The following is a 24450-nucleotide window of genomic DNA, read 5'->3' as shown; positions in this document are numbered from 1 at the left end:
AAAGCGGGAGCTAGAGGTTGAGCTAGGTCCCGCAGGCCACCAGCGCATGCAGTTCGTCGATGTTGAACGGCTTCGCGAGAATCGCCACGCCGAGCCGGCGCGCGCGTTCGAGTTCGTCGGCATAGCCGGTCATCAGCGCGATCTTCTGCGACGGCCATGCGCTGCGGACTTTTTCCGCGAGGTCGATGCCGCTGAGCTTGCCCGGCATCTGGATATCGGACAGCACGAGTTCGAAGCGCGCGCCACCGCTCAACACGTCGAGCGCCTGATCGGCGGTCGGCTCGTGACGCACCTCGCAGCCGAAGGTCTCGAGCACCGCCGTCACACCCGCCGCGACGTCCTCGTTGTCCTCGACCAGCAGCACCGCGCCGGCCGTCGCCGGCGCGCTCCGTGGCGCACCGGCACTGGCCGCCGTCGCGCCGCGCTCCCGATAGCGCGGCAGATAGAGCCGCACGGTCGTGCCGCTGCCCGGCACGCTATCGATCTTCGCCGTGCCGCCCGCCTGCTCGCACATCGACAGCACCTGAGCGAGCCCGAGGCCAGAGCCCGGGCCTGAGCCGGAACCGCGCAGCCGGGTGGTAAAGAGCGGTTCGAACGCGCGCCGCGCGACCGCCTCGGGCATGCCCTCGCCGTCGTCGGAGCAGGCGATCAGCACGTATTCGCCGTCGGGCAGCAGCGTATCGCTGCCGACGAGGCGATTGTTCTGGCAACGGATCACAAGGTGTCCGCCGCGCGGCATCGCATCGCATGCGTTCACCGCGAGATTCATGATCGCGAATTCGAGGTCGGTCGGATCGGCCAGTACTTGCCACAGATCGTCGGGCATGCGCAGCGACAATTCGATCGTGTCGCCGAGCGCGGCATCGAGCAGCGGCGCCGTGGCGGCCAGCCAGCGCGCGAGGTCGACGGGCTCCTGTTTGAGCGGCTGCTTGCGCGCCACGCTCAATAAACGCCGCGTCAGCGATTCGGCCGTGGCGGTCGCGCGTTTGACCGCGAGCATCTCCTTCTCGAGATCGTTGAAATGCTTGAGCCGCGCAAGCTCGATGTTCGCCGAGACCACCATCAGCAGATTGTTGAAATCGTGCGCGACATGCGCCACGAGATTGCCGAGCGCGCCCATGCGCTGCAGTTGCCGGCTCGACGCTTCGGCCGACAGCCGCATCGCGACCTCGCCCTGCCAGCGCTCCCACGCGCGGCGCTCCGCTTCGAGGCGGCGCAACGAATAGAACACGAGCAGCCAGATCGCAATGCACGGCACGGCCGTGAGCGCCGCGATCATCAAGAAGTGGCTGCGCCATGCGGCCGCGATCGCCGACACCGCATACGCGCTCATCACATAGAGCGGATAGTCGCCGACGCGGCGAAACGCGACCAGCCGCTCGACGCCGTCGACCGTCGAATTCAGGCGCACGTGGCCGAACAGTTGCCTCTCGCGCAACACCGAGATAAACGCGCTATGCGCGCCCGGCCGCGCGCCGGCCGGCCACGGTGGATAACGCACCAGCAGATTGCCGTCCTGGCGATACAGCCCGAGCGCGAGCGACGGATCGCCGTCGGTCAGCTCCCGGTAGAAGCGCGAAAAGTACTCGTTGCGCAGCGCCACGGTGACCACGCCGAGAAACTGCCCGTTCGCACCCGAGCGGCCGATCGCGGTCGTGAACACATCGGTCTTCGAAAGCGTGCCGAACATCGGCAGCGAGAAATACGATTGCGGGCGCATCGCTTTCGCGGCGAGGAAGTCGTCGCGCCGGCCGATCGACATCGCAGGCGCGGGATACGCGAGGCTCGATACGAGCAGATCGCCGCTCGCGCCGAACAGCGCAATCGACGACACCTGCGGAAAATCGCCGCCGATATCGCGCAGGCGCTGGTGCAATTCGTCTTGCCGCGCGCGAATCTGCGCGTCGTCCGAATCGCCGAGCAGCTCGATGATGCGCGACGCCATCTGCCGGTTCAGGTCGAGCACCTTGACGGCGTGCTCCTCGGTCACGCGCGCGAGCCGGCCGGTCATGTCGTTGGCCTCGTCGATGCGGCGCTGGTAATCGAAATAGCCATAGCTCGCGAGCCAGGCGAGCGGAAACACGATCGACGCGACGAGCACGATCAGCAATATGCGCCGCGTCGCCCCAAAGTTGCGCAACGGCATCGGAAAATCGACTGCGACATGATCTGCATGCTGCACGGTCACTCACTCCATGACGTTGGCATACGGTCAGGAAGCTCTGGAGTTGTGGTCTCGATCATCATGGAAAGTCATCAGGAACTCGTGGCGGCCGCGTCGCCCTCGTCGGACGTGAGCTGTTCTTCGAGCCGGTCGAACACGCGCTGCGTGGCGCGGCTCGGCGCTTCGAGCGCGAACAGCAGCAGCGAGCGGCCTGTCACCTGATAGGCGTCGCCCGCGCTGAATTGCGGCAACTCAGCGCGCACCGGCATGTTCGTGTCGACGAGGCAGGTCCAGCGCTCGCCTTCGGGCATCTCGGGCAGCGTGAAATTGACCACGTCGTGATGCGCATTCAGCACGATCAGCAAGGTCGCGTCGGACGCGAGGCGGCGGATGCCGCTCGCCTGCGCGCGGCCGTCGATCACGACGCCGAAGCAGCGCATCGACGGATCATCCCACTGTTCGGCCTTCATGTCAGCGCCATCCGGCGACAGCCAGCGCGAGTCGGTCACGTCGAGCGCTTCGTTGTATTCGCCGGTCAGGAAGCGGCCGCGCCGCAGCACGGGCAAACGGCGGCGCAGCGTCGTCAGATTGCGCACGAAGTCGGTGAGCGCGCGGCCATCGTCGTCGATCGCGTCCCAATCGACCCAGCTGATCTCGTTGTCCTGGCAATACGCGTTGTTGTTGCCCTGCTGCGTGCGGCCGAATTCGTCGCCCGCGAGCAGCATCGGCGTGCCTTGCGAAAGCAGCAGCGTGGCGAGCAGGTTGCGTTTCTGGCGCTCGCGCTGCTGGCGGATGTCGGGGTCGCTGGTCGGTCCTTCGACGCCCATGTTCCAGGACTTGTTGTCCGAGTGGCCGTCCTTGTTGTCCTCGCCGTTTGCTTCGTTGTGCTTGTCGTCGTAGGACACGAGATCGTTGAGCGTGAAGCCGTCGTGCGCGGCGATGAAGTTCACGCTCGCCCACGGGCGCCGGCCGCGATGATTGAATTTGTCGCCCGATGCGGTGAGCCGCGTCGCGAGATCGGCGGCCTTGCCCTCGTCGCCCTTCCAGTATTCGCGCACGGTGTCGCGAAAGCGATCGTTCCATTCGGCCCAGCCCGGCGGAAAGCCGCCCACCTGATAGCCGCCGGGGCCGCAATCCCACGGCTCGGCGATCAGGCGCACGCTCGAGAGCACAGGGTCCTGGCGGCAACTGTCGAGAAAGCCGCCGCCTTCGTCGAAGCCGTGATCCTCGCGGCCGAGTATCGTCGCGAGATCGAAGCGAAAGCCGTCGACCTTCATCTCGGTCACCCAATAGCGCAGGCTGTCGGTCACCATCTGCAGCACACGCGGATGCGAGAGATTCAGCGTGTTGCCGGTGCCGGTATCGTTGATGTAATAGCGCGGTCCAACGGTTTCGTTCAAGGGCATCAGACGGTAGTACGACGCGTTGTCGATGCCCTTGAACGAGATCGTCGGGCCGCGCTCGTTGCCTTCGGCCGTGTGGTTGTAGACGACGTCGAGAATCACTTCGAGGTCGGCCTGATGAAAGCGGTCCACCATTTCCTTGAACTCGCCGACCGGATCGGTCGACGAAGCGAAGAAACGCGGATCGGCCGCAAAGAAGCCGATCGTGTTGTAGCCCCAGTAGTTCGTGAGCCCCTTGTCGAGCAGATAGCTGTCGTTGACGAAGGTCTGGATCGGCAGCAGCTCGACCGAAGTCACGCCGAGGCTGCGGATGTAGTCGAGCACGGCCTGCTGCCCGAGCCCCGCGAACGTGCCGCGCAAACGCTCGGGAATCTGCGGATGACGCTTCGTAAAACCGCGCACATGAGTTTCATAGAGAACGACGCGCTCCCACGGCAACGCATTGCGCTCGGGATGGCTCCACGAAAAATTCGCGTCGACCACCTTGCACTTCGGCACGAAGGCCGCGCTGTCGCGTTCGTCGAACGACAAGTCACCTTCCTCGGAATCGAGCGTATAGCCGAAAATTTCCGGCGCCCATTTCAGCTCGCCGATGTGCGCTTTCGCATACGGGTCGAGCAGCAGCTTGTTCGGATTGAAACGATGCCCGCGTTCCGGCTCGTAAGGACCATGCACGCGATACCCATACACCGTACCCGGCTTCAGATTCGGCACGAACACGTGCCACACCTCGTCGGTGTATTCGGGCAATTCGATCCGCTCGATTTCGTGCTGGCCGGTTTCATCGAACAGGCACAGTTCGACTTTCGCCGCGTGCGCCGAGAACAGCGCGAAATTGACGCCGCTGCCGTTCCATGTCGCGCCGAGCGGAAAAGGCGTGCCTTCCGAAATACGCGTCGAGTAGTTGACATGGGATGACATACGAGCGGGTTCCTGTGAACGCAAGAGACGTTGGCATGCATGCTGTTTACATGTCTGCTGCGGTGTCTGCTGCGATGTTTTTCTCGCCAGATTTTCCAGTGTAGACAGTGAAGCGGGCGATGCGGGAATTCCACCACGCCTCGCCGCCAACCCGCTGGAGTAGCAAATTACGGACCTGAGCCGGTTCGGGTTGCGATTTGCGCCGCGCTTGTGGTTGCGTCCGCGGTTGCACTTGCGTCTGGTGTTGTGCCTGACGTTGCGCCCGAGGTCGCGATTCGCTCAGACGAATCGCCCTGCGTGCTGCATCAATGCAGCAACGCTGGGCGATCACGACGCGGTAACGGGTAGAAGAGTGGAGGTTTTCAGCTATCGGCGGCCGGCGGCTTTCGCGTTCCTGCGAGGAGCGTGCTGCAACGCGCGCAGCAGCAGACCCCTCATGGCGCTCCCGCCGCATGCAGCGCCGCCGCCGATTCCAGCACACGCAACAGGCGCTCCGGCGTCAACGGCTTCGCGCAATGCGCGTCGAAACCGGCGGCCTTGGCAAGCGCGCGGTCCTCACGTGAAGCGAACGCTGTACACGCAACCAGCAGCATGTGCGAAGTCTGCGGATGAGCGCGCAGACGGCGTGCGAGTTCGAGCCCGTCGAGCCCAGGCATCTTGATGTCCAGCACCACCGCGAACGGCTGCCATTCGCTCGCCATGTCGCACACGACAAACGGGTCGTCGAGTGCGCGGCACTCGAATCCATCGGCGATCAGCAGCATCTGCAAGGCCTCGGCCGCCTCGCGGTAATCGTCGACCACCAGTACGCGACGATGCGCGGCCATCGCGTAGCGAATCGGCCGCCACACGAGCACGTCATCGTTACTGTCCACGCTGTCGTTGAACATCGTCATTTTTTCCTGCCCTATTCCATTTTGCCTTCACGGGCATCCCGCGCCACGCGCGCAAGATTTGCTCCCGTCGGTATTCTCTAACTGCTGTATTTTCCTGCCGCCTCATTCAAACAGCGCGGCCAACGCAACAACACCGCATGCCAGCCTGGAATACGGGGTTTCAGTTTGCTAATTCACCACGGCGTTTAAATGACAGCGCTCGTGATACGTGCATGCGCGGCATCGATTAAACGCACTGCCCTCGTGCAATTCGCCTCGCTCACGGGCACGGTACGATGTTGGTTCTTCAAACGAATTGAGGGGATGTTGTAATACATGCCGCTCGCGCTTTTTCAGGCGCGCATCGATAACGCGGTCATAACCAAAGAATAATCGACGATGCCGATAAAAAAATGCTTTACGTGTTAGGGGTTTGCGCTCTGCGGGTTATCCCGCACGATTATCGATAAATGCTTTTAGCATTGTTTTTAGCATTTAGCGGTATCCGGTAAACTGCTTTTCCACCGCGACACGGGCGAGCACATCGGGCTCTTACATGTGCGCGGCGCGTATGGCTGCATTCCGGCTTACGGTATATAAAACAGGAACGCGTGTCGGGACCGGCTGCCAGCCGGCGGCCACGGCACGCACCGCGAGACTTCATGCCGATCCTCTTCGACCAGCACGCGCGGTATATCGCGAAACATCCCGGCCGCTTCATATTGCAAACGCTGAAAGCATTCCGCGCGAACCAATGCCTGCTGCTCGCGGGAGCGGTTGCGTATTACGCGTTGCTGTCGATCGTGCCGCTCCTGATCCTGATCGTCATCGTGCTCTCACGCGTGGTGCCGCAGCAACTCGTGCTCGACGCGCTGGCCCATCTGTTGCGCTGGCTCGTGCCGGGACAATCGAACGCGCTCGTGCGCGAGCTCACCCATTTTCTCGATCATCGCGCGGTAATCAGCTGGGTGCTGCTGCTCACGATGATCTTCTTCAGCTCGCTCGCGTTTACCGTGCTCGAAAACGCGATGTCGTTGATCTTCGCGCATCGCGTCGTCGTGAAGCAGCGGCACTTTCTGATTTCGGCGCTGCTGCCCTACTGCTACATCCTGTTTCTCGGCGTCGGGCTGCTGATCGTCACGATCGTTTCGAACGCGCTCGAAACGGTCGGCGCCAGCGGCATCGAACTGCTTGGCCTGCACGTGCCGCTCGAGGGCTTCTCGCGCGTCGCGTTGTATCTGCTCGGGCTCGCGGGCGAGATCTTCGTGCTGACCTCGGTTTATCTCGTGATGCCGGTCGGGCGTCCGTCGATCAAACACGCGCTGATCGGCGGCGTGGTGGCCGGCGTGCTGTGGGAGATCACACGGCACGTGCTGGTCTGGTATTTCGCCACGCTCTCGCAGGTCAGCGTCGTGTACGGATCGCTGACGATGGCGATCGTGATCCTGTTGAGCTTCGAATGTCTGGCTACGCTGCTGCTGTTCGGCGCGCAGGTGATTTCGCAGTACGAGCGCTTCGGCCATGAACTGCCTGATGCGCCGCAGCCCGGAATAGAAGCCGGCTGAACGAACCGGCTGCGCAGCCCGGCGGCGTGGTGTTGCGTGGGCATCGCGACAAGTGACTTCAAAGCAAACCACATCGGAGCCACTGGTTTCGCTGGTTGGTGATGCAGCGGTTCTGGGTGGAGACGTGGCTGTTAAAATGGCGCGCGCTGCCGACCCTTGCTTGACCTTTGCTTGACCCTTGCTTGACTCCTGGTTATTGCGCGCCGTTACCCTGCCCGCCCCCACATGCCCGAACATCTCCTCGCTGTCGCTGATGCGATCCGTGCCACACCGTTGAGCGCGCTTGCCCATGCTTGACGAAGCCCGCATCACGCGTGCGCTCGACGCGCGCGGCATCAAGCCCGATGCCCGCCAGCGCGAGGCGATCAGCGCGCTCGCCGCGCTGATCGGCGCACAACGGCATGCGCGTCACGCATGGTCCACCGCTGCGTTCGCACCACAAGGCGTCTATTGCCACGGGCTGCCTGGACGCGGCAAGAGCCTCGTCGTCGATACGGTATTCGAGCTTGCGCAATGCCGCAAACGGCGTCTGCATTTCCACGAATTTTTGCGCGAGATGAACCGGCGGCTCGTCAACGCGCCGCGCGGAGACGATCGCCTCGGGGATGTATCGCGGCAATGGCTCGACGGCATCGAACTGTTGTGCTTCGATGAATTCCACGTGCATGATATCGCCGACGCGTTCCTGATAGGCCGCTTCCTCGACACCGCGATCGGCCTCGGCACGCGCATCGTGCTCACGTCGAACTACGCGCCTGACGATCTGCTGCCCGACCCCGAGTTTCACGAGCGGTTCCTGCCGACCATCGCGCAGATCAGGCGCTGCTTCACGGTGATTCATTTCGACGGCGCGCGCGACTATCGTTTCGGCGGCGAAGCGGCAGAGGTGCCGCGTTTCTTCGCGCCGCTCGACGCGTCGAGCAAGGTCGCGTTGCGCGACATCTTCGTGAGCCATGAAGGCACTACGCGCATCGAGCCGGTCACGCTCAGCGCGGCAGGCCGGCCGCTCACCGCGAGTGCGGCGGGCACCGCCCTCATGTGGGCGGACTTCGAGCAATTGTGCGTGGCGAGCCGATCGCACCTCGACTACCTCGATCTCGCCGAGCAATGGCAGGGGTTGATCATCGACAATTTGTACACCGCGTCGCTCGAACAGTCGCATACGTTGCAGCGTCTCGTGTGGCTCATCGACATCTTCTACGATCGCAAACGCGCGCTCTTCATCGCGTCCGATCAGCCGATCGAAGCAACGCTGATTGGGCTCGAAGGCGCGCATGATCTGTCACGCACCCTGAGCCGGCTCGCCGAGATGCAGTCGCGCACGTATCGCAGCGCGCTCGATGAGGCCAGACACGGCGGCAACGCGAGCGCTATGGATGCCTCATGAGCGAGCCTTACGACGGCGCATAGGTCCGCCCAGATCATAAGCGCGGCACACGCCGCCCTTGCACGCTTCATGCAAATCTTGCAACGCGAAAGCAAATCCTGCCGACTGACTACTGCGCGAGAACAGGCTCAATGCAATAGGCTCAATGCCACGATTCCTCCGCGTGGTGCTGCAGCGCGGCTCTTCAACGCTCCTCTTCAACGCAGTTCTTCGAGTAAAGCCAACCATCCAACGTCATGGCCCGCCGCTTGCGCGGGAATGGGTTCTGCTACCGCCGACGGCAGACTCCATTCTTCAGCGGATTACCGTCCGCTCGCGCCGCTGCCATGATCCGAACCGCTTCCGTCGCCGCGGCGTTGTGCGCCGCCTGCCTCACGTCCGCCTGCGTGCATATCGGACCCACGCGCCTGAAGGCCGACCAGGTGGACTATGCGCGCGCCCTCGGTGACGCGAAGAGACGCGAAATCCTCGCCGCCGTGATCGGTCTGCGTTACGGCGATGCACCGGCCTTTCTGACCGTGAGCAGCATCATCGCCGCCTACACGTTCGACACGACCGGCGGCGCCACCGTCAATACCGGTTCGGGCAGCATGCCGAACTACGCGCAAGCGAGCGCGAGCGTGTCGTATTCGAATCGTCCGACCTTCACGTTCACGCCGACCACCGGCGAGGCGTTCGCCTCCGCCTATATCCGGCCGCTCGCGCCAGCGCTCGTGTTGCCACTTGCCGAGGGCGGCATTCCGATCGATCTGCTGTTGCGCATCACCGCGCAATCGGTAGGCGGGCTGCAGAACGGCAATGCGCTCGGCGGCGAAAACAGCGCGGGCGCACCGGGCTTTTTCGAACTGATCCAGGCGTTGCGCCGCCTCCAACTGGCAGGAGAACTGAACGTCGAATCGCGTCAGATCGACAACAAGGCCAGCGGCAAACCCGGCAACCAGGCCGACAGGAACCCGCAGATGGGCGTGTTCCTCGTGATCGGCGCGACGACCAGCGGCGAGTCGCCACAAACGGCCGCGGACCTCGCGCGCGTGCGCCGACTGCTGCACCTGTCGGCGAAAACGCGTAGCTACGAGATCGTGTATGGGCCGTCGTCCGGATCGAAAAAGGGCGAGCGCATTCCGATGGTGACGCGCTCGGTGCTCGGCATCCTCAGCGATCTCGGCGCGCAGGTGCAGGTGCCGCTCGATCAGATCAGTGACGGCTCGACCAAGCCGACCGTCGGCCTGATCGGTGGCGAAACGCGGCCGACGATCATCGTGCATTCGGGCCCGGCCGCACCGGACAATGCGTACGTGGCGATCGCTTATGGAGCGTCGACGTACTGGGTCGAGCGCAACGACTTCGATTCGAAATACGCGTTCACCGTCGTGCAGAATCTGATGGCGCTCGCGGAAGCCGATACGAGCAGCAAGGCGCCGGTGGTGACGATTCCGGCGAACTGACCGGGCGCGGGGACGGATTCACGCTAATGACACGGTGGGTTCGTCCTTCTCTATGAAAGACACTTATCCATGAGATATTTCCAATCCTTGTCTCCCATAGTGTCTTGAAAGTGACTTGCCTCATGAATGAGCGTAGAAACGGTCGAAACCCTGTCCCAGCAGAAATCACGCATTGGATAAAAATCAATCGTAGCAGTGCTGTTTGCCTACGCGACCTGGCGTTGCATGGCTCCGCTGAAGCGGGATCGTATTCGCGTACTTACGGGTCGATAGGCGTGCCAGGCGGCCAAAGCCTTGGATCATCGCACATCCACTCGCAACTCCCTTCTTTACAGATCGGACTCAACTCGATTTCGATTTGCTGGACGCGAATCGTGCCGTCGGACAGTTTGTGCGCAAATACATCGGTAAGCGTTTTAGGTTCGATATAGATGTTTTTGCTCTTGATGCCGAGCTTTCTCAGATACGCTTGCACGTTTTCACCACGGCGCTCCTGCAGATCATCCAGATCGCGTTCGCCAATATATGCACCAGCAATCACGATTGCTTGAATCTGGACATCGGGCCATCTTTTCGCCCTACTTACCGCGTTCGCAATCACGCGGCGATCTTCCCTGGAAAGCGCGGTGGTGTTGAATGGCAACCGCAATTCCACGTTCTCCAAGAAGCGGCATGCGTGAGCCGATCCACAAAGACAAGCCGACAAGGCGAGCGCAGCGACCAGCGCGTTACACCAGGACTTCATTTTCTTTTTTTCATTGTAGCTCGTCATCGAAAGTTGCTATGTATCCGGTTATGTTATCTGCGTTTTCAATCGCTTTTTCGGGATGATTCGCCGCGAATATCCGCGCCCCCATTTCCTTATCGGTATATACATGGTCTACAGAATAAAAAGTGTCTGTGAAGTGGGTACATTCATGGATTATTGTTTTTATCTTGCAGCCGCCCGATAAGTGGCCAAATGAACTGCTGCAAAACTTCGAATAAATGGCGATAACCCGCTTTTCCGAATCCGGTTTGCAGACCGCGGCGTGATTGTTTCCGGTATCAGGTTTGACTGCGCATGAGAGTTTCCTGTTTGTCTCGCTGTCCCAGCGTACAATCTTTTCAGGCACCAGTTCCTGCATTGCTGCAAGCAATCGCGGCAGACCATCGCCGAGCACTCTTCTCGTAGATTCATCCGCGCGCGCAAAGAAGGTCTTCACACGGTCCTGCTCTTTCACGTCCCAACGTATCAAACCCTTAATGCGCCTTTTGATTAACTCGACGCCGATGTCGCGTGCCCGCATGGCCTCCTTTCTAAATTCCTTATTGCTCATATTCGGACAGATAGGCGTCGTATTGATTACGACATCGACCATCGACTCAGGAGTCGTATTGGTAACAGCTGTGTGCACCTCGACCCATTCCTCATCTTCATCGTTCTTGAAGACAGAACTATTTCTGTAAAGAAATTCATTTTCCATCTGTGTTCCCGTAATGAAAAGATTTACTTGCTTCTCCCTACGACGTAGCGACGTCGATAGAAAGTCGCTTTGCGTCACCTGTCGAAATACGCTGCGTGCGCCCCACAGAATCAGTTACACCTTTCGCGACGACTCTGGAACCGATGCGCAAGCGGTAACGAATCCTCGCCAATTGCTTGCCCGTGGCGTCTCTCAGCGTGAACTGTTCGTCGAACCGATTAGAGGCACGCTCGCGACAATTGCATGCCCACGCGTAACCTTGGGCGTCGGCCATTTCGTAACCGGTTGAATACGACCGCAGCGTATCCAGCGGAAAGAACTCGTCAGTTTCGATGTTCAGCGCCATTGCGGATGGCATGGGTGGGAAAGTGGAGAATATTGAATATGTCACGCGGCAAAGCAGGCATTCTTCCTTGCCCCCGGCGTCGTCCTGTTTCTGTTGCTCCATTTGCCCTCTTCTGATTCTGCAAAAACACCCGACGAATTAACCATCCAGACGGGGCACCGTCAACAGCTTTAAATTGCGATAGAGCGGTTTTGACAAACATTAACGATCACTGAGGCAATCTGATTCATGAAGCGTCAACACGGCTTCTATGGGCATCCGCCGATAAGAATCGTGGCAACCAGAACAGCGTACCGCAGGGATACATGACCCATTCACACGATCTGAGCACATCGACAATGAGCGTGAAATGGATGAAAGCGAGGAACACGATGTCTAGCTTGTCGAATCGGGAAAGGATGCGACGGAAGCCTGCCACGCGGTCACGCCGCTCTGGTCGGCGCGACCCGCCCGCCGACCAGACAACGTCCGTTGTTATTTCAACCTGCTTGACGGGCACGGGACAAATGCCCCGCTTTTTCGTCAAGCAGGAAAAATAAACTCTGAAGAAAAAACCATCATCCCTTCGCCCGCACCCGCTCGATCTGCTGCTTCGCCGCTTCATACACGTGCTCCGGCGTGAAGCCGAACTTCTTCTTCAGATCGGCAAGCGGCGCCGATGCGCCGAACGTATGCATCACGACCAGCGCGCCGAGCCTCCCCGCATAGCGATCCCAGCCGAGCGCCGCGGCCTGCTCGACCGCGACGCGCGCCTCGACGCCGGCGGGCAGCACCGACTCCTGATAGGCGCTGTCCTCGCGCTCGAAGATGTCCCACGACGGCATCGACACGACGCGCGCCGCGATGCCCTCGCCCTTGAGCTTCTCGTACACGTCGACGCAGATCGACAACTCGCTACCCGTCGCCATCAGAATGACCTGAGGCTTCTGTCCGTCGGGCGCATCGGCGAGCACATAAGCGCCGTGCCTGACACCGCTCGCGGCGGCATAGCGATTGCGGTCGAGCGTCGGCAGCGGCTGGCGCGACACGACGATGCACGACGGCCGGTGCGGATGCGACAGCGCGATGCGCCACGCCTCGGCCACTTCGTTGGCGTCGCCGGGACGCAGCACCGTGAGCCCAGGCACGCCACGCAGCGACGCGAGCTGCTCGATCGGCTGATGCGTGGGACCGTCTTCGCCGACGCCGATCGAATCGTGCGTGAACACATAGATGGCCGGCACTTCCATGATCGCCGAGAGGCGGATCGGCGGCTTCATGTAGTCGCTGAAGATCAGGAACGTCGAGCCGAACGGCCGCAGGTTCGATAGCGCGAGACCGTTCACGATCGCGCCCATCGCGTGCTCGCGAATGCCGAAGTGCAGGTTGCGGCCGCCATAGTTGTCGGCCTCGAAGCTGCCCGCGCCCTCGAATTTGAGGTTGGTTTTCGTGGACGGAGAGAGATCCGCCGCGCCGCCGAGCAGCCACGGCACGCGCGCGGCAATCGCGTTGAGCACCTTGCCCGACGACTCGCGTGTGGCAATGCCCTTCGCGTCCGCGTCGAAGCTGGGAATGTCACCGTCCCAGCCTTGCGGCAATTCATGCGCTTCGATCTGCGCGAATTCGCGCGCGTACTCCGGATACTGCTTTTTATAGGCCTCGAATTGCGTCTGCCATTGCTCGCGCGCTGCCTTGCCGCGCGCGCCGATGCCCTGCGCAAAGCGTTCGTGCACGCCGTCCGGCACGTAAAAGAATTTGTCCTCGGGCCAGCCGTAGGCTTTCTTCGCGAGCGCAACTTCCTCGACGCCGAGCGGTTCGCCATGTGCGGCCGAGGTGTCCTGCTTATGCGGCGCGCCCCAGCCGATGATGCTGTGCACTACGATCAGCGTCGGCCGGTCGGTCACGCCTTTCGCCTCGACGAGCGCCGCGTCGAGCGCGGCCGTGTCGTTCGCGTCGTCGACGTGCAGCGTGTGCCAGTGGTAGCCACGAAAACGGCTCTCGACGTCGTCGCTATACGCGAGGTCCGTATGGCCTTCGATGGTCACGCGATTGCTGTCGTAAATCCAGATCAGGTTCGACAGTTTCAGATGCCCCGCAATCGACGCGGCCTCGTGCGAGATGCCTTCCATCATGTCGCCGTCGCCGCACAGTGCATAGACGCGATAGTCGAAGAGCGGCGCGTCCGGCTGGTTGAACCGGTTTTCGTACCAGCGCGCAGCCATCGCCATGCCGACGCTGTTGCCGAGTCCCTGCCCAAGTGGACCCGTGGTGGTTTCCACGCCGGTCGTCATGCGGTATTCGGGGTGGCCCGGCGTTTTGCTGTCGATCTGGCGGAAATGCTCGATGTCATCGAGCGATACGGCCGGCGCGCCAGTGGGCTTGCCGTCGTGATCGACGGCCTTCACGTTCGCGAGATGCAGCAGCGAATAGAGCAGCATCGACGCATGCCCGACCGACAGCACGAAGCGGTCGCGATTCGGCCACAGCGGCTCGTCCGGGTCGTAGCGCAGATGGTGCTGCCACAACTGGTACGCAACGGGGGCAAGCGCCATCGGCGTGCCGGGGTGGCCGGAATTGGCTTTTTGCACGGCGTCCATCGACAGCGTGCGGATCGTGTTGATGCACAACTGATCGAGGGCGGGATCGTTTTGCATGGGACGCTCCTTGTTCGGCAATTCGGAAGATGGCCGGCACGCACGGCGCAGTTCGAGCAGACCGCCGCATCGGCTTGGCATGGAAGCATGCGTGGGCAACACACCTGAGCACGGACTAGCACACGCATGAGAAATTGTGGCGAAGCTCCCAGATGATGCGCCGATATGCGCAAATCTGCACGATATGTTGCGGCGCGCGCGGTATGCGCGGGTGTTCGAAAGCTGCCCAAGATAAGATAGTCGGCAAATCGGCCTGAGCCAAATCGCAACGCATTGTGTTATTCGACATTTTCTGCCATGAGCGCGCCTGACCTGATTGAAAACGAAGACGGCAACAAGGACGAAAACCTCGGCCTCTATCTGCGTGCGACGCAGACCGGCGCCGAATGGTGGCGCGTGAGCGTGGCCGACCGGCCCGAGACCTATCGCCTCGAACATGGTGTCGACGATGAGAACGGCGCGGGCACGGTCGATATCGACCTCGTCGTCGATGCGGAAAATCTGCGCGCGAAGCAGAAGAAATGGCGTCGCGAAGGCTTCGCGATCGACAGCGGCAACGCTGCGAGCGAACTCGATGCACCGGCGCGCGTTGCGTTCATGCCGGAGTTGCAGCGGGCTGCTTCGACAATGCTGGCGGAGAAGCTGCGCCGATCCGAGGGGGCCGGTGAAGCAGCGAAGGCGCCGGCACGCAGTGCATCGGGCGACGCGTCGAGCCCTCCTTCGGGGCACGCCCCAACACGCACCCCAACGCACACCCCGCAGCACGCGTCAGGCAACACCGTGCGCATCGGCAGCGTGGACGTGCCCTGCGGTGCATCGCACCCGCTCGTGCCGCGCGAGAATCCCGCCTATCTGTTTTCGCCGCGCTTTGACGACATCGTCGAAGACATCGTGGAAAACCGTCGCGTGATGCTGATCGGTCACACGGGCGCGGGCAAGACGAGCCTGATCGAACAGGTCGCTGCGCGTTCGCGGCACGGCGTGTTGCGCTCGAACATGAACGGGCAGACCACCGTCGGCGATTTCGTCGGCTTCTGGACCGTCAAGGGCGGCGAGACCTTGTGGGTCGACGGCGTGCTGCCCACGGCAATGCGCGAAGGCTTGTGGCTGATCGTCGACGAGATCGACTTTGCCGAGCCATCGATTCTCGCCGCGCTGACCGCCGTGCTCGAACCGCATGGCCGTCTCGTGCTGAAGGAGAAAGGCAACGAGATCGTGGCGCCCCATCCGGCGTTCCGCCTCTTCGCGACCGCGAACGCGGTCGGCGCGATGAGTCAGTTCCGGCATCTGTATCAGGGCGCGAATCTGATGAACGAGGCGTTTCTCGATCGCTGGCGCGTGTATCTGCTCGACTATCTGACGCCCGCGGAAGAAACCGAGGTGCTGATGCGCACGCTCGCGCCGTACATGACGCGCGCGCTCGCCGTCACGCTGGCCGCGATCGCCGCCGACTGCCGCGCCGCGTTCGCGCGCGAGGACCTGTCGAGCGCATTCTCGACGCGCCGCCTGCTCGACTGGGCCGAGCTGATGCTGCGCACCGGCGACCCCGAACGCGCGGCGGGCCCGGCCATCTACGCGAAGGTGAGCCCCGAGGACGCCGCGCTGATTCGCGGCATCATCCGTCATCACATCGCACCGGCTGGTTGAGTACGCAGCGATGAACGCAAGGCACCCCGCCCCGCGCAACGCGCAAGGCTTCGCGTTCGAATCGACGCTCGGCAAGGTCGCGCGCGTGTTGACCGGGCAATACGGCGTGACGGTCGTGTTCAGTCCCGACGGCCCGCGCGTCGAACCGGGCCGCATCGTGATTCCCGATGACGAGCTGAACGGCGGAGTCGAGCGCGACGTGTTGATCGGCTATCTCGACCTGCTGGTTGCGCGTGCGAAACATGCGTCGCTCGCGCAACTCGATGCGTTGCCTGCGGGCATCGCCGCAAAGCTCGCCCAGGTGATCGACGATCGCCGCGTGTGCGCGCAGCTGCTCGACGAATATCCGGGTGCGCGCTGGTTCATCGGCAAATTGCGCGTGCATGCGGCCGAGCGCATACGGGAGCGCTGGCCGAAACTGCATTGGCGCGACCGGCTCGCGTGGCTCGTCGAGCGTGCGTTGTGGGACGAAGCGCCGACCCGCGCCGAGGCGAGCCATTCGCTGCTCGCCGCGCTGCATGCTTCGCAGGACCTTCTGCTCGAAGCGCGCGCAAGCGGGTCGACCGCGCGCAGCATCGCGCTCGCGCACGATCTGGTCGCGCGCGTGCGGGCCTTGTCGGCGGGCGACGTGAACAGCATGGTGTTCACCGCCGATCCGGTCGAGGACATCGACACCGATACCGCGCCCGCCGCGTCAGCGCCATTCAGCGACGACGATAACGTGCTGCCCGATCACGACAGCACAGCGCCGCCGCCTTCCGAACGCGGCGGCGGCGCGCAGGCCGACGACGCCGTCGGCATGGGCCAGTCGCTCGCCGATGCGCAGGCGCCGTCCACGCGCACCGAAGGCGAGGCGGGCGCGGCCGCGACGAACGCCGCGCGCATGCTGCTGTCGATTCCGCTCGCCACCGAATTCGACGTGCTCGCCGACGTGACCGGCCAGGGCGACAGCGCGGCGTGGCGCACGCTGCGCGCGCAAGCGCGTGCGGACACCGCGCCGCTCAAGGAAAAGCTCGAGCGCGCGCTGTCCGCCGACGAGCGCATCCGCTGGCGCCGCGAACAGGAGCGCGGCGAGATCGACCGCACCGCGCTCGCAAAGCTCGCGACCTCGCCCGGTTACCGCACGCCGTTTCGTACGCCGCGCGCCGCGAAGGGACGCGACGTCGCGGTGAGCCTGCTGATCGACCGCAGCGGTTCGATGGCCGGCCGCAAGATCGAACTCGCGCGCCTATGCGCCAGCGCGCTGTGCGATGCGCTCACGCAACTGTCGTTCGATTGCGAAGTACTAGGCTACTGCTCGCTCGAGTCGACGCCGATGAAACAGCTCTACGAGCGGCAGCTCGCGGCCGGCGCCGATTTGCGGCGCTATAACCGCTTCGTCGAGCGGCTCGATCTGAAGGTCTACAAACGGTTCGGCGCGACCGACCTGAGCGGCATCGCCGAAATCGACTGCGGGCACGAAAACCCGGACGGCGAGGCACTCGCGTGGGCCGCGACGCGGCTTGCCGATCATCCGGCCGCACGCCGCATCCTGATGGTGTTTTCCGATGGCTACCCGTCCACCGGCGACGGCGATCCGCAGGTGCTGCGCAGCGATCTGCGCGAACGCGTCGCGGCGATCGGCAAGCGCGGCATCGAACTCGTGGGAATCGGCGTGCTGACCGACGCGGTGGAAGACTTCTATCCGCGCAACGTGGTCATCAGCCGGCTCGCGGAGCTGCCCGCGACGGTGTTCTCGGTGCTCAGTTCGATGCTGCTCACGCGTTAGCGTCGGGAATAAAGTCAGAACGCGTTCAGCGGAATCTTCAGATAACGCACGCCGTTGTCTTCCGGCTCGGGCCAGGCGCCCGCGCGGATATTGATCTGGATCGCCGGAAGGATCAGCGTCGGCATGCCGAGCGTGCGGTCGCGCGCGGTGCGCATCGCGACGAACTCGTCGGCGCTCACGCCGTCGCGCAGGTGGATGTTGTCGCGCCGCTGCTCGGCCACCGTGGTCTGCCAGCGCGCTGCGCGAGATGACGGCGGGTAATCGTGGCACATGCAAAGCCGCGTGTCCGGCGGCAGTTCGAGCAGCGTGCGCACGGACTCGTACATCGTGCGCGCGTCGCCGCCGGGAAAATCGCAGCGCGCCGAGCCGAGGTCCGGCATGAACAGCGTATCGCCGACGAACACCGCATCGCCGATCCGGTACGCCATGTCGGCCGGTGTATGGCCCGGCACATGCAGCGCTTCGCCGCTCAGTCCGTCACCCACATCACCCGCCTCACCCACCTCACCGATCTCGAAGCGCTCGCCCGGCACGAACAGATGGTCGAACTGGCGGCCATCGACAGGCAGGTCCTCGCCGAGATTGAAGATGCGCCGGAACGTGTTCTGCACGGTGCGGATGCTCGCGCCAATCGCGATCCTGCCGCCGAGCGCCTCCTTCAGATACGGCGCCGCCGACAGATGATCGGCATGCGCGTGCGTCTCGAGCAGCCACGTCACCCGCAACCGATGCTCCCTCACGAACGCGATCACCCGCTGCGCCGACGCCGTGGACGTGCAGCCCGACTTCGGATCGTAGTCGAGCACCGGATCGATCACCGCGCACGCCGAACCCTCCTGCGCATACACGACGTAGGTGAAGGTGCAGGTCGCGGTGTCGTAAAACGCTTCTATGCGGGGTGTCATGGCAGGCTCCCTACGCTATTTCGCCACGGGGCTCATCGTCGCAATCGGAATCAGGAATTCGGATACGCCGGTCAGTATGATCTGCACGCCGATGCACAACAGCAGAAACGCCGACACCCGCAGCGCGACTTTCGTGCCCTCCACGCCGAGGTAGCGCGCGAAAACCACCGCACGGCTATAGATCAGATAAACGGTCACGGCCACCGCGCACGAAATCGCCACCGACGCGATGCCCGACATCACGAACGCCGACAGCTTGTGCGTGCGATTCGCGGTCAGCGCGATCGCGGTGGCGATCGAACCGGGCCCGGTAGTAAGCGGTATGGTGAGCGGAAAGAAGGCGAACGACTTCGCGTTGTCCGCATCGACGCGCTTCACGCCCGCCTGCTCGGCTGGCTGCGTGTCCGGCGCATTGAGCATCTGCCAGCCGCCCACCGCAAGCGCGAGGCCGCCGCCGATGCGCAGCGCTTCCATTGAAATGCCGAAGAAATGCAAGATCGGCGTGCCGATGAAGAACGCCACCAGCAGCACGCAGGCGGCGTTGACCGCGATCTTGCGGGCGAGCGCGGTGCGCTCTTCGGTGGTCAACGCGGCGGTCCGGTCAAGGAAAACAAAAGCGCCGCCAATCGGATTGATGATGCTGATCAACCCGGTAAAGCCAAACAGAATGTCCGAGATCAGGCTTGCGACCATATTGCGTGTCCGTATCGGCACGCGCCCCTGGCGGCGCGGCAACGCGCCGCGCACCGGGCGAGGAACACGGTGCCATGTTGATGAACCCGGAGCGCAGGCCCGGCGAACTGCGACGCGAGCTGCGCCCTGGTAAATGCCGCATTGCTGGCAGATGATATCGCGCCGCGCCAGCGAGACCACAAAAAAACCGCACGCCGCGGCAAGCGCGACAGCGTACGGCAACTCGAATCATGCTCCGCGCCATGATCCGCGTCCCGCCTTGCAGTGCAGCAATCCATGCCGGAAAGATGCGCCTGCAACTTTGGGAAATCTCCCATTTATTTTGAAGCCCTTTACGGGACCGAAGTATCAGGCATAAAGTCTTCAGCGGAGCCGGACTTTCAACAACACATATTCACTGGTTCGAGGAGTTGCCTACATGCTGCTTCGTGTACTTGCCGCACTGCCGTTCATCGGCATCCTGGTCGGCATTTCGTTTGTCAATCGTGTCGAGCCGCTCGTGCTCGGCATGCCGTTCGTGCTGGCCTGGATCGTCATGTGGGTGGTGTTGAGTTCGATCATCATGGCGATTGTCTACCGCCTCGATCCCTCCAACCGTCAGATCGCCGACGAAGGCGAGGAGGTTCGCCCATGAGCGCACTCGTCATCATCGCGGCCGTCACGCTCGGCGCGCTGCTCCTCGGCATGCGCGCACGGCGCGGCCATGACATGAGCCTCGAGCAGTGGAGCGTGGGCGGCCGCAGCTTCGGCACCGCGTTCGTGTTCCTGCTGATGGCCGGCGAAATCTACACGACCTTCACGTTCCTCGGCGGCAGCGGCTTCGCGTACGGCAAGGGCGCGCCGGTCTACTACATCCTCGCGTACGGCACGCTCGCCTACATCCTGTCGTACTGGATGCTGCCGCCGATCTGGCGCTACGCCAAAACGCACCGGCTCGTCTCGCAGCCGCACTTCTTCTCGCGCAAGTACGACAGCCCGGCGCTCGGCACGCTCGTCGCGCTGGTCGGCGTGGCCGCGCTGATTCCGTATCTCGTGCTGCAACTGAAAGGCCTCGGCATCATCGTCGCGACCGTTTCGTACGGCGCGATTTCGTCGACGGCGGCGATCTGGATCGGCGCCTGTGTCGTCACGGCCTACGTGATCGTGTCGGGCGTGCGCGGCTCGGCGTGGAATTCGGTCGTGAAAGATCTGCTGATTCTCGCGATCGTGCTGTTCCTCGGCATCTATCTGCCGCTGCACTACTACGGCGGCATTGGCGAGATGTTCCGGGCGGTCGACGCCGCGCGCCCCGGCTTCCTCACGTTCCCCGCAAAAGGCCAGAGCGTGATCTGGTTCCAGTCCACCGTGCTGCTGGCCGCGCTCGGCTTCTTCATGTGGCCGCACACGTTCGGCTCGATCTTCACCGCGAAGGACGAGCGGATCTTCCGCCGCAATGCGGCCGTGCTGCCGCTCTATCAGCTGATCCTGCTGTTCGTGTTCTTCGTCGGCTTCGCGGCGACGCTGCGCGTGCCGGGCCTCACGGGCGCCGACATCGACCTGTCGCTGTTCCGCCTGTCGCTGCAGACGTTCGACCCGTGGTTCGTCGGCGTGATCGGCGCGGCCGGTGTGCTGACCGCGCTCGTGCCGGGCTCGATGATCCTGACGTCGGCCTCCACGCTGCTCGCCAACGACGTGTATCGCGGCATGCTGAACCACAAGGCGTCGGATGCGACCGTGGCCACGCTCGCCCGCATGCTCGTGCCGGTGGTGGCGCTCGTCGCGGTCGGCTTCACGCTGCACGGCGGGGAGACGATCGTCGCATTGCTGCTGATGGGCTACAACTTCGTGACCCAGTTGTTCCCGGCGGTGATCTGCAGCCTGTTCCCGCGCAACCGCGCGACCAAACAAGGCGCGTTCTGCGGCATCGTGGCCGGCGTCGCGGTGGTCGCGCTCACCACGCTACTGCACTCGAGCGTCGGGCAATTGATGCCGTTCCTGCCTGAGCCGCTGAAGGACGTCAACGTCGGCATCCTCGCGCTCGCGGTCAACCTGATCGTGTTCGTCATCGTGAGCGCGGTGACGCAGCCGCGCTCGGCCGAGCAGACGCAGTCGGCGCATTGAAGTGGGGGCGCTGAGCGGGCTTTGAGGTTTTTGCCCGCGACGCGCCCGGGTTGAAAGGGGACCAGTCACACCATCCCACCATCGATGCCCGGAGCCCTGCATGTCCTACGTTCTCTACTACTCGCCCGGCGCGGCCAGCATGGCCGTGCACTGGATGCTGATCGAAATGGGCGTGCCGTTCGAAGCACGCCTCGTCGACATCGACGCGGGCCAGCAGCGGGACCCCGACTATCTGCGCCTCAATCCGGCCGGGCGGGTACCGACGCTGATCGTCGACGGCGTGGCACGACACGAATCGACCGCACTGCTGATGCTGCTCGCCGAGCGGCATCCCGACGCCGCCCTCGCCCCGGCTCCCAGCTCGGCCGATCGCGCCGCGTGGCTCGAATGGATGATCTATCTCGCGAACACGCTGCTGCCCGCGATGCGTGACTGGTTCTACGCGGACAGCGACGGCGATGCCGCAGGCGCGGACGCGGTGCGCGCGCTTGCGCGGCGGCGCATCGAGCAGGCCTGCGAGCGGCTCGATGCGCACTGCTCCGAAGGGCATGCCTATCTCGTGGGCGGCAAGCTCAGCACCGCCGACCTGCTTGCGGTCATGCTGATGCGCTGGACGCGCAACATGCCGCGTCCAGCGACGAACGGCTGGCCGCATCTCGCAAGCTATATACGCAGGCTGCGCGCGCTGCCGTCGTTCATCGAGTTGAATGCGCGCGAAAAGTTGACGGAGTGGGTCAACGAGAAAGAATGAATTCAGGCGGTCCGTTTCGCCGCCGCCCGCTCCATCTGCGTGGCGAACGCAAACCCGTTCTTCCCACTGCGCTTGACCCGATACATCGCCTCATCGGCCACGGCAACAAGGCGGCTGTGATCGTCGACATCATCGGGAAAGCTTGCAATGCCGATGCTCGCGCGCACGAGGCCGATGGCCATCTGCTCGTCGGTGTGCGTGACGCAGCCGATCAGGCGGCGCGCGATGTCGGCCAGCTCCGGTTCGCTCGAGAACGAGCGCACCAGCACCGCGAACTCGTCGCCGCCGATCCGCGCGACGAGATCGGTCCTGCGCACCGACGCGCGAAAGCGTGCCGATACCGCCACAAGGAATTCATCGCCGGTGCGATGCCCGAACGAATCGTTGACCTGCTTGAAGCCGTCGAGATCGATATACAGCACGGCGATCCGATGCGCCACCGACTCGGCGTTCGCACCGAGCGCGGCTTCATCGAGCGCGGCCAGCAGCTTGCGGCGGTTCGGCAGCCCCGTCAGCGAATCGTGCAGCGAAGCGTGCTCGAACTCGTGCGACTGGCCGGCCAGTTGCCGGTCGCGTTTCGCGTACATGCCGAGCGCCGTTATCAGCATGCAGAACAGCAGCGCCGCCAACGCAATCAGCGTGTAGGCGACGCGCGTCACGCGCAGCCGCACGTCGGCGCTATACGCATCGCGCTGCGCGCGCCAATACGCGGAGACGTTGTCGAGCAGCGCGGCGGCTGAGGCTGAGGCTGATGCGGCTGGATGCGCATCCGCACTGGGCGACGCGGCATCAGGAATGTGCGGCGCGGGCGACGGACTCGCGTTCACGAGCGCCGCGAACGACGCGAAGCGCCGCGCGAATTCGGCGCGTGCGGCGTTATAGCCCGCTGTGAGCGCGGCATCGTTCGCCGCCGCGCGAGGCATGCTCTGCCAGACGCCCAGTTGTTCGCGCGCGCTTTCGGCGTGCTCAGCGGCTTCGAGCACGAGGCCCGCATATTCCTGCTTGAGTTGATCGGAAAAGACCGTACGGATCTGCAGCGCCAGATACAGCAGGCCGATCAGCAGACACAGTAGCGCGGCCACGGCGATGGTCGCGGGACCGGGCCTGAAGGGCCGCGCCGGCACGCGCGCGCGAGCGGAGCCGCGAGCCCGTGACCACCCCTCGACGTGCTCAGGGATGGGAATAGGTGTCTTGTTGCTGGCGTCTGCTGCCATGTTGACGATAGCTCACACGTCGAAAGAACGCCCCCACACGCGCAAACAGATTGCCCCTGTGTTTCGCATTCGACGACGAAGCGCGCCGCTCCGGCGGCACGGGCCGCGCGTCTCTCATATCTCTCGCGGGGCTGCCGGCGGCGGACTGCGTTGCGGAATCGGTGGAGTTGGTGGAATCGGCTGAGTCCGCGACGTACTGCGTGGAGCGAGGCGATGAGGCGGGTGCGATGGAAGCGGCCGGAGTGTCGGGTAAGGTGTTGGGTGAGATTTCAGGCGAGGCGTCGGCAAGTCTGGCGGGCGGAGTCACGGGGGCCGGCGGATTGGCGCCGGCCAGCTTCTGTCGAACCTGCCCGGACCATACGGCGTCCTTACTGCCCTCCTCGCCTTGCGCTTCGAGTGTGGCTGACGGGGCAACGGGCGTTGCCGCGGCGGCTAGTGTCGCAGCCGCTGGCGCCGTGCCAGGCGCCGCGACGGTGGGTGGCCTCGCTGACACCACCTGGGTCGCCGTGTTCGTTGCATTCGTTGCGTTCGACGTCGCGGGCGCGGCGGCCGTCACGGCGACAGACTTACCGCCTTGCCGCCCCTGCACAGGCCCCGCCGACGTTGTAGTCCCTGCCAACGCGGCGGGTTGCCCGTGCGAGCGCGCTGCCTGCACCGGCACCACCACCCCGCTTGCTCCTGACACTCCCGGCCCGCCCAGCGCCTTGCGGGCGCCCGCGATCGCCTCCGTATACGTCTGCTGATCGTGGTTGAACCAGACGCCATACGCGACGGTGCCCATCACGCCGAAGGCCAACGCCCCCGCCGCCGCGACGCACAGCGCCAGACGGCCGAAGCGCGGCGGCGCGGCGGCCGTCGCGGGTGGGCCATCCGCGTCGAAACCGCTATCCGGGCCTTCCGCCGCGGATTGACTTAGGTCGGTATCGTCGGAATCGGTAGCCATCGCAATACGCTCCGGAATACGTGCTACTTCTGGCTGACGCGCCGCACGCGCTGCTCGATGAATGTAATCCTCTTGCAGGCGGACGGCAACACGGCGGCGGCGTGTGTCAAACGTCACATGCGGTCACTGCGGTCACCGCTGCCGCCGCTGGCCGTGATGCCAGACTACAAAAAAATCGCGGAAAACAGGTAAAAGCTGCAACGCGGCTCGCCACCGCGAGCCGT

General features: G+C 63.6%; 19 protein-coding genes. 8 read left to right on the top strand and 11 right to left on the bottom strand.

Annotation, left to right across the window (positions count from 1 at the left end):
* Positions 1-22: 22 nt before the first annotated feature.
* From B9Z01_RS23040 to B9Z01_RS23030, 3 genes are all read right to left on the bottom strand, one after another.
* Entirely contained in the window at positions 23-2182 is a 2160-nt protein-coding gene (locus tag B9Z01_RS23040; protein WP_208626147.1) for a hybrid sensor histidine kinase/response regulator, read from the bottom strand.
* A 74-nt stretch (positions 2183-2256) separates the two neighbouring features.
* The gene (glgX, locus tag B9Z01_RS23035) at positions 2257-4488 is read right to left on the bottom strand and encodes a glycogen debranching protein GlgX (protein ID WP_085487288.1); all 2232 of its coding nucleotides are present in this window, start codon (positions 4486-4488) and stop codon (positions 2257-2259) included.
* A 434-nt stretch (positions 4489-4922) separates the two neighbouring features.
* Positions 4923-5384: a response regulator gene (locus B9Z01_RS23030; protein ID WP_085487286.1), complete on the bottom strand. Its 462-nt coding sequence runs from the start codon at positions 5382-5384 to the stop codon at positions 4923-4925.
* Between the two features lie 641 nt (positions 5385-6025).
* Here B9Z01_RS23030 and B9Z01_RS23025 point away from each other — a divergent pair.
* The 3 genes from B9Z01_RS23025 (at position 6026) to B9Z01_RS23015 (ending at position 9760) form a co-directional block, all read left to right on the top strand.
* Positions 6026-6928: a YihY/virulence factor BrkB family protein gene (locus tag B9Z01_RS23025; RefSeq protein ID WP_085487284.1), complete on the top strand. Its 903-nt coding sequence runs from the start codon at positions 6026-6028 to the stop codon at positions 6926-6928.
* A 289-nt stretch (positions 6929-7217) separates the two neighbouring features.
* The gene (gene zapE, locus B9Z01_RS23020) at positions 7218-8315 is read left to right on the top strand and encodes a cell division protein ZapE (protein WP_085487282.1); all 1098 of its coding nucleotides are present in this window, start codon (positions 7218-7220) and stop codon (positions 8313-8315) included.
* 326 nt (positions 8316-8641) lie between these two features.
* Positions 8642-9760 carry a hypothetical protein gene (locus tag B9Z01_RS23015; RefSeq protein ID WP_085487280.1) on the top strand — a complete coding sequence of 373 codons (1119 nt, stop codon included), beginning with the start codon at positions 8642-8644 and terminating at the stop codon, positions 9758-9760.
* 259 nt (positions 9761-10019) lie between these two features.
* On the opposite strand, the gene B9Z01_RS23010 is transcribed toward B9Z01_RS23015, so the two are convergent.
* The 4 genes from B9Z01_RS23010 to tkt all read right to left on the bottom strand — a co-directional run bounded on the left by B9Z01_RS23010 (position 10020) and on the right by tkt (position 14205).
* Complete coding sequence (locus B9Z01_RS23010; RefSeq protein WP_244196132.1) at positions 10020-10532, bottom strand: OmpA family protein; 513 nt, start codon at positions 10530-10532, stop codon at positions 10020-10022.
* A complete protein-coding gene (locus B9Z01_RS23005; protein WP_085487278.1) occupies positions 10516-11226 on the bottom strand; it encodes a M35 family metalloendopeptidase in 711 nt (236 codons plus the stop codon). Before B9Z01_RS23005 ends, B9Z01_RS23010 begins: the two co-directional genes overlap by 17 nt.
* Before the next feature lie 37 nt (positions 11227-11263).
* Positions 11264-11674: a hypothetical protein gene (locus B9Z01_RS23000; protein ID WP_085487276.1), complete on the bottom strand. Its 411-nt coding sequence runs from the start codon at positions 11672-11674 to the stop codon at positions 11264-11266.
* A 455-nt stretch (positions 11675-12129) separates the two neighbouring features.
* Positions 12130-14205, bottom strand: a complete 2076-nt coding sequence (tkt, locus tag B9Z01_RS22995) for a transketolase (RefSeq protein WP_085487274.1) — start codon at positions 14203-14205, stop codon at positions 12130-12132.
* 297 nt (positions 14206-14502) lie between these two features.
* Between tkt and B9Z01_RS22990 the strand changes: the two genes are divergently transcribed.
* Both B9Z01_RS22990 and B9Z01_RS22985 read left to right on the top strand, forming a co-directional pair.
* Positions 14503-15852, top strand: a complete 1350-nt coding sequence (locus tag B9Z01_RS22990) for an AAA family ATPase (protein WP_085487272.1) — start codon at positions 14503-14505, stop codon at positions 15850-15852.
* Between the two features lie 10 nt (positions 15853-15862).
* Positions 15863-17620, top strand: coding sequence for a cobaltochelatase CobT-related protein (locus B9Z01_RS22985; RefSeq protein WP_085487270.1), 1758 nt, complete (start codon positions 15863-15865; stop codon positions 17618-17620).
* Between the two features lie 14 nt (positions 17621-17634).
* On the opposite strand, the gene B9Z01_RS22980 is transcribed toward B9Z01_RS22985, so the two are convergent.
* Positions 17635-18525, bottom strand: a complete 891-nt coding sequence (locus B9Z01_RS22980) for an MBL fold metallo-hydrolase (RefSeq protein WP_085487268.1) — start codon at positions 18523-18525, stop codon at positions 17635-17637.
* 15 nt (positions 18526-18540) lie between these two features.
* Entirely contained in the window at positions 18541-19218 is a 678-nt protein-coding gene (locus B9Z01_RS22975; protein WP_085487266.1) for a MarC family protein, read from the bottom strand.
* Positions 19219-19636: 418 nt separating this feature from the next.
* Here B9Z01_RS22975 and B9Z01_RS22970 point away from each other — a divergent pair, with 418 nt between their 5' ends.
* The 3 genes from B9Z01_RS22970 to B9Z01_RS22960 all read left to right on the top strand — a co-directional run bounded on the left by B9Z01_RS22970 (position 19637) and on the right by B9Z01_RS22960 (position 22069).
* Positions 19637-19852 (top strand): DUF3311 domain-containing protein, encoded by a 216-nt coding sequence (locus B9Z01_RS22970; protein WP_085487264.1) that lies wholly within the window; start codon positions 19637-19639, stop codon positions 19850-19852.
* Positions 19849-21318 (top strand): sodium:solute symporter family protein, encoded by a 1470-nt coding sequence (locus tag B9Z01_RS22965; protein WP_085487262.1) that lies wholly within the window; start codon positions 19849-19851, stop codon positions 21316-21318. Before B9Z01_RS22970 ends, B9Z01_RS22965 begins: the two co-directional genes overlap by 4 nt.
* 100 nt (positions 21319-21418) lie before the next feature.
* On the top strand, positions 21419-22069 hold the full coding sequence (locus tag B9Z01_RS22960) for a glutathione S-transferase family protein (RefSeq protein WP_085487260.1): 651 nt from the start codon (positions 21419-21421) through the stop codon (positions 22067-22069).
* 2 nt (positions 22070-22071) lie between these two features.
* Here B9Z01_RS22960 and B9Z01_RS22955 read toward each other — a convergent pair whose 3' ends face one another.
* Both B9Z01_RS22955 and B9Z01_RS22950 read right to left on the bottom strand, forming a co-directional pair.
* Positions 22072-23283: a GGDEF domain-containing protein gene (locus B9Z01_RS22955; protein WP_085487258.1), complete on the bottom strand. Its 1212-nt coding sequence runs from the start codon at positions 23281-23283 to the stop codon at positions 22072-22074.
* Positions 23240-24226: a hypothetical protein gene (locus B9Z01_RS22950; protein ID WP_085487256.1), complete on the bottom strand. Its 987-nt coding sequence runs from the start codon at positions 24224-24226 to the stop codon at positions 23240-23242. Before B9Z01_RS22950 ends, B9Z01_RS22955 begins: the two co-directional genes overlap by 44 nt.
* Between the last annotated feature and the right edge of the window lie 224 nt (positions 24227-24450).

The organism is Paraburkholderia susongensis (assembly GCF_900177725.1).
Lineage (GTDB): Bacteria > Pseudomonadota > Gammaproteobacteria > Burkholderiales > Burkholderiaceae > Paraburkholderia > Paraburkholderia susongensis.
The sequence above is the reverse complement of the archived record's forward strand: the minus strand, read 5'-3'. Positions and strand labels throughout refer to the sequence as shown.

Bases quoted from the DNA above. Each gene is read 5' to 3' on its own strand.
- glgX (WP_085487288.1), bottom strand. From the start codon at position 4,488: ATGTCATCCCATGTCAACTACTCGACGCGTATTTCGGAAGGCACGCCT.
- B9Z01_RS23030 (WP_085487286.1), bottom strand. From the start codon at position 5,384: ATGACGATGTTCAACGACAGCGTGGACAGTAACGATGACGTGCTCGTG.
- B9Z01_RS23025 (WP_085487284.1), top strand. From the start codon at position 6,026: ATGCCGATCCTCTTCGACCAGCACGCGCGGTATATCGCGAAACATCCC.
- zapE (WP_085487282.1), top strand. From the start codon at position 7,218: ATGCTTGACGAAGCCCGCATCACGCGTGCGCTCGACGCGCGCGGCATC.
- B9Z01_RS23015 (WP_085487280.1), top strand. From the start codon at position 8,642: ATGATCCGAACCGCTTCCGTCGCCGCGGCGTTGTGCGCCGCCTGCCTC.
- B9Z01_RS23010 (WP_244196132.1), bottom strand. From the start codon at position 10,532: ATGACGAGCTACAATGAAAAAAAGAAAATGAAGTCCTGGTGTAACGCG.
- B9Z01_RS23005 (WP_085487278.1), bottom strand. From the start codon at position 11,226: ATGGAAAATGAATTTCTTTACAGAAATAGTTCTGTCTTCAAGAACGAT.
- B9Z01_RS23000 (WP_085487276.1), bottom strand. From the start codon at position 11,674: ATGGAGCAACAGAAACAGGACGACGCCGGGGGCAAGGAAGAATGCCTG.
- tkt (WP_085487274.1), bottom strand. From the start codon at position 14,205: ATGCAAAACGATCCCGCCCTCGATCAGTTGTGCATCAACACGATCCGC.
- B9Z01_RS22990 (WP_085487272.1), top strand. From the start codon at position 14,503: ATGAGCGCGCCTGACCTGATTGAAAACGAAGACGGCAACAAGGACGAA.
- B9Z01_RS22985 (WP_085487270.1), top strand. From the start codon at position 15,863: ATGAACGCAAGGCACCCCGCCCCGCGCAACGCGCAAGGCTTCGCGTTC.
- B9Z01_RS22980 (WP_085487268.1), bottom strand. From the start codon at position 18,525: ATGACACCCCGCATAGAAGCGTTTTACGACACCGCGACCTGCACCTTC.
- B9Z01_RS22975 (WP_085487266.1), bottom strand. From the start codon at position 19,218: ATGGTCGCAAGCCTGATCTCGGACATTCTGTTTGGCTTTACCGGGTTG.
- B9Z01_RS22970 (WP_085487264.1), top strand. From the start codon at position 19,637: ATGCTGCTTCGTGTACTTGCCGCACTGCCGTTCATCGGCATCCTGGTC.
- B9Z01_RS22965 (WP_085487262.1), top strand. From the start codon at position 19,849: ATGAGCGCACTCGTCATCATCGCGGCCGTCACGCTCGGCGCGCTGCTC.
- B9Z01_RS22960 (WP_085487260.1), top strand. From the start codon at position 21,419: ATGTCCTACGTTCTCTACTACTCGCCCGGCGCGGCCAGCATGGCCGTG.
- B9Z01_RS22955 (WP_085487258.1), bottom strand. From the start codon at position 23,283: ATGGCAGCAGACGCCAGCAACAAGACACCTATTCCCATCCCTGAGCAC.
- B9Z01_RS22950 (WP_085487256.1), bottom strand. From the start codon at position 24,226: ATGGCTACCGATTCCGACGATACCGACCTAAGTCAATCCGCGGCGGAA.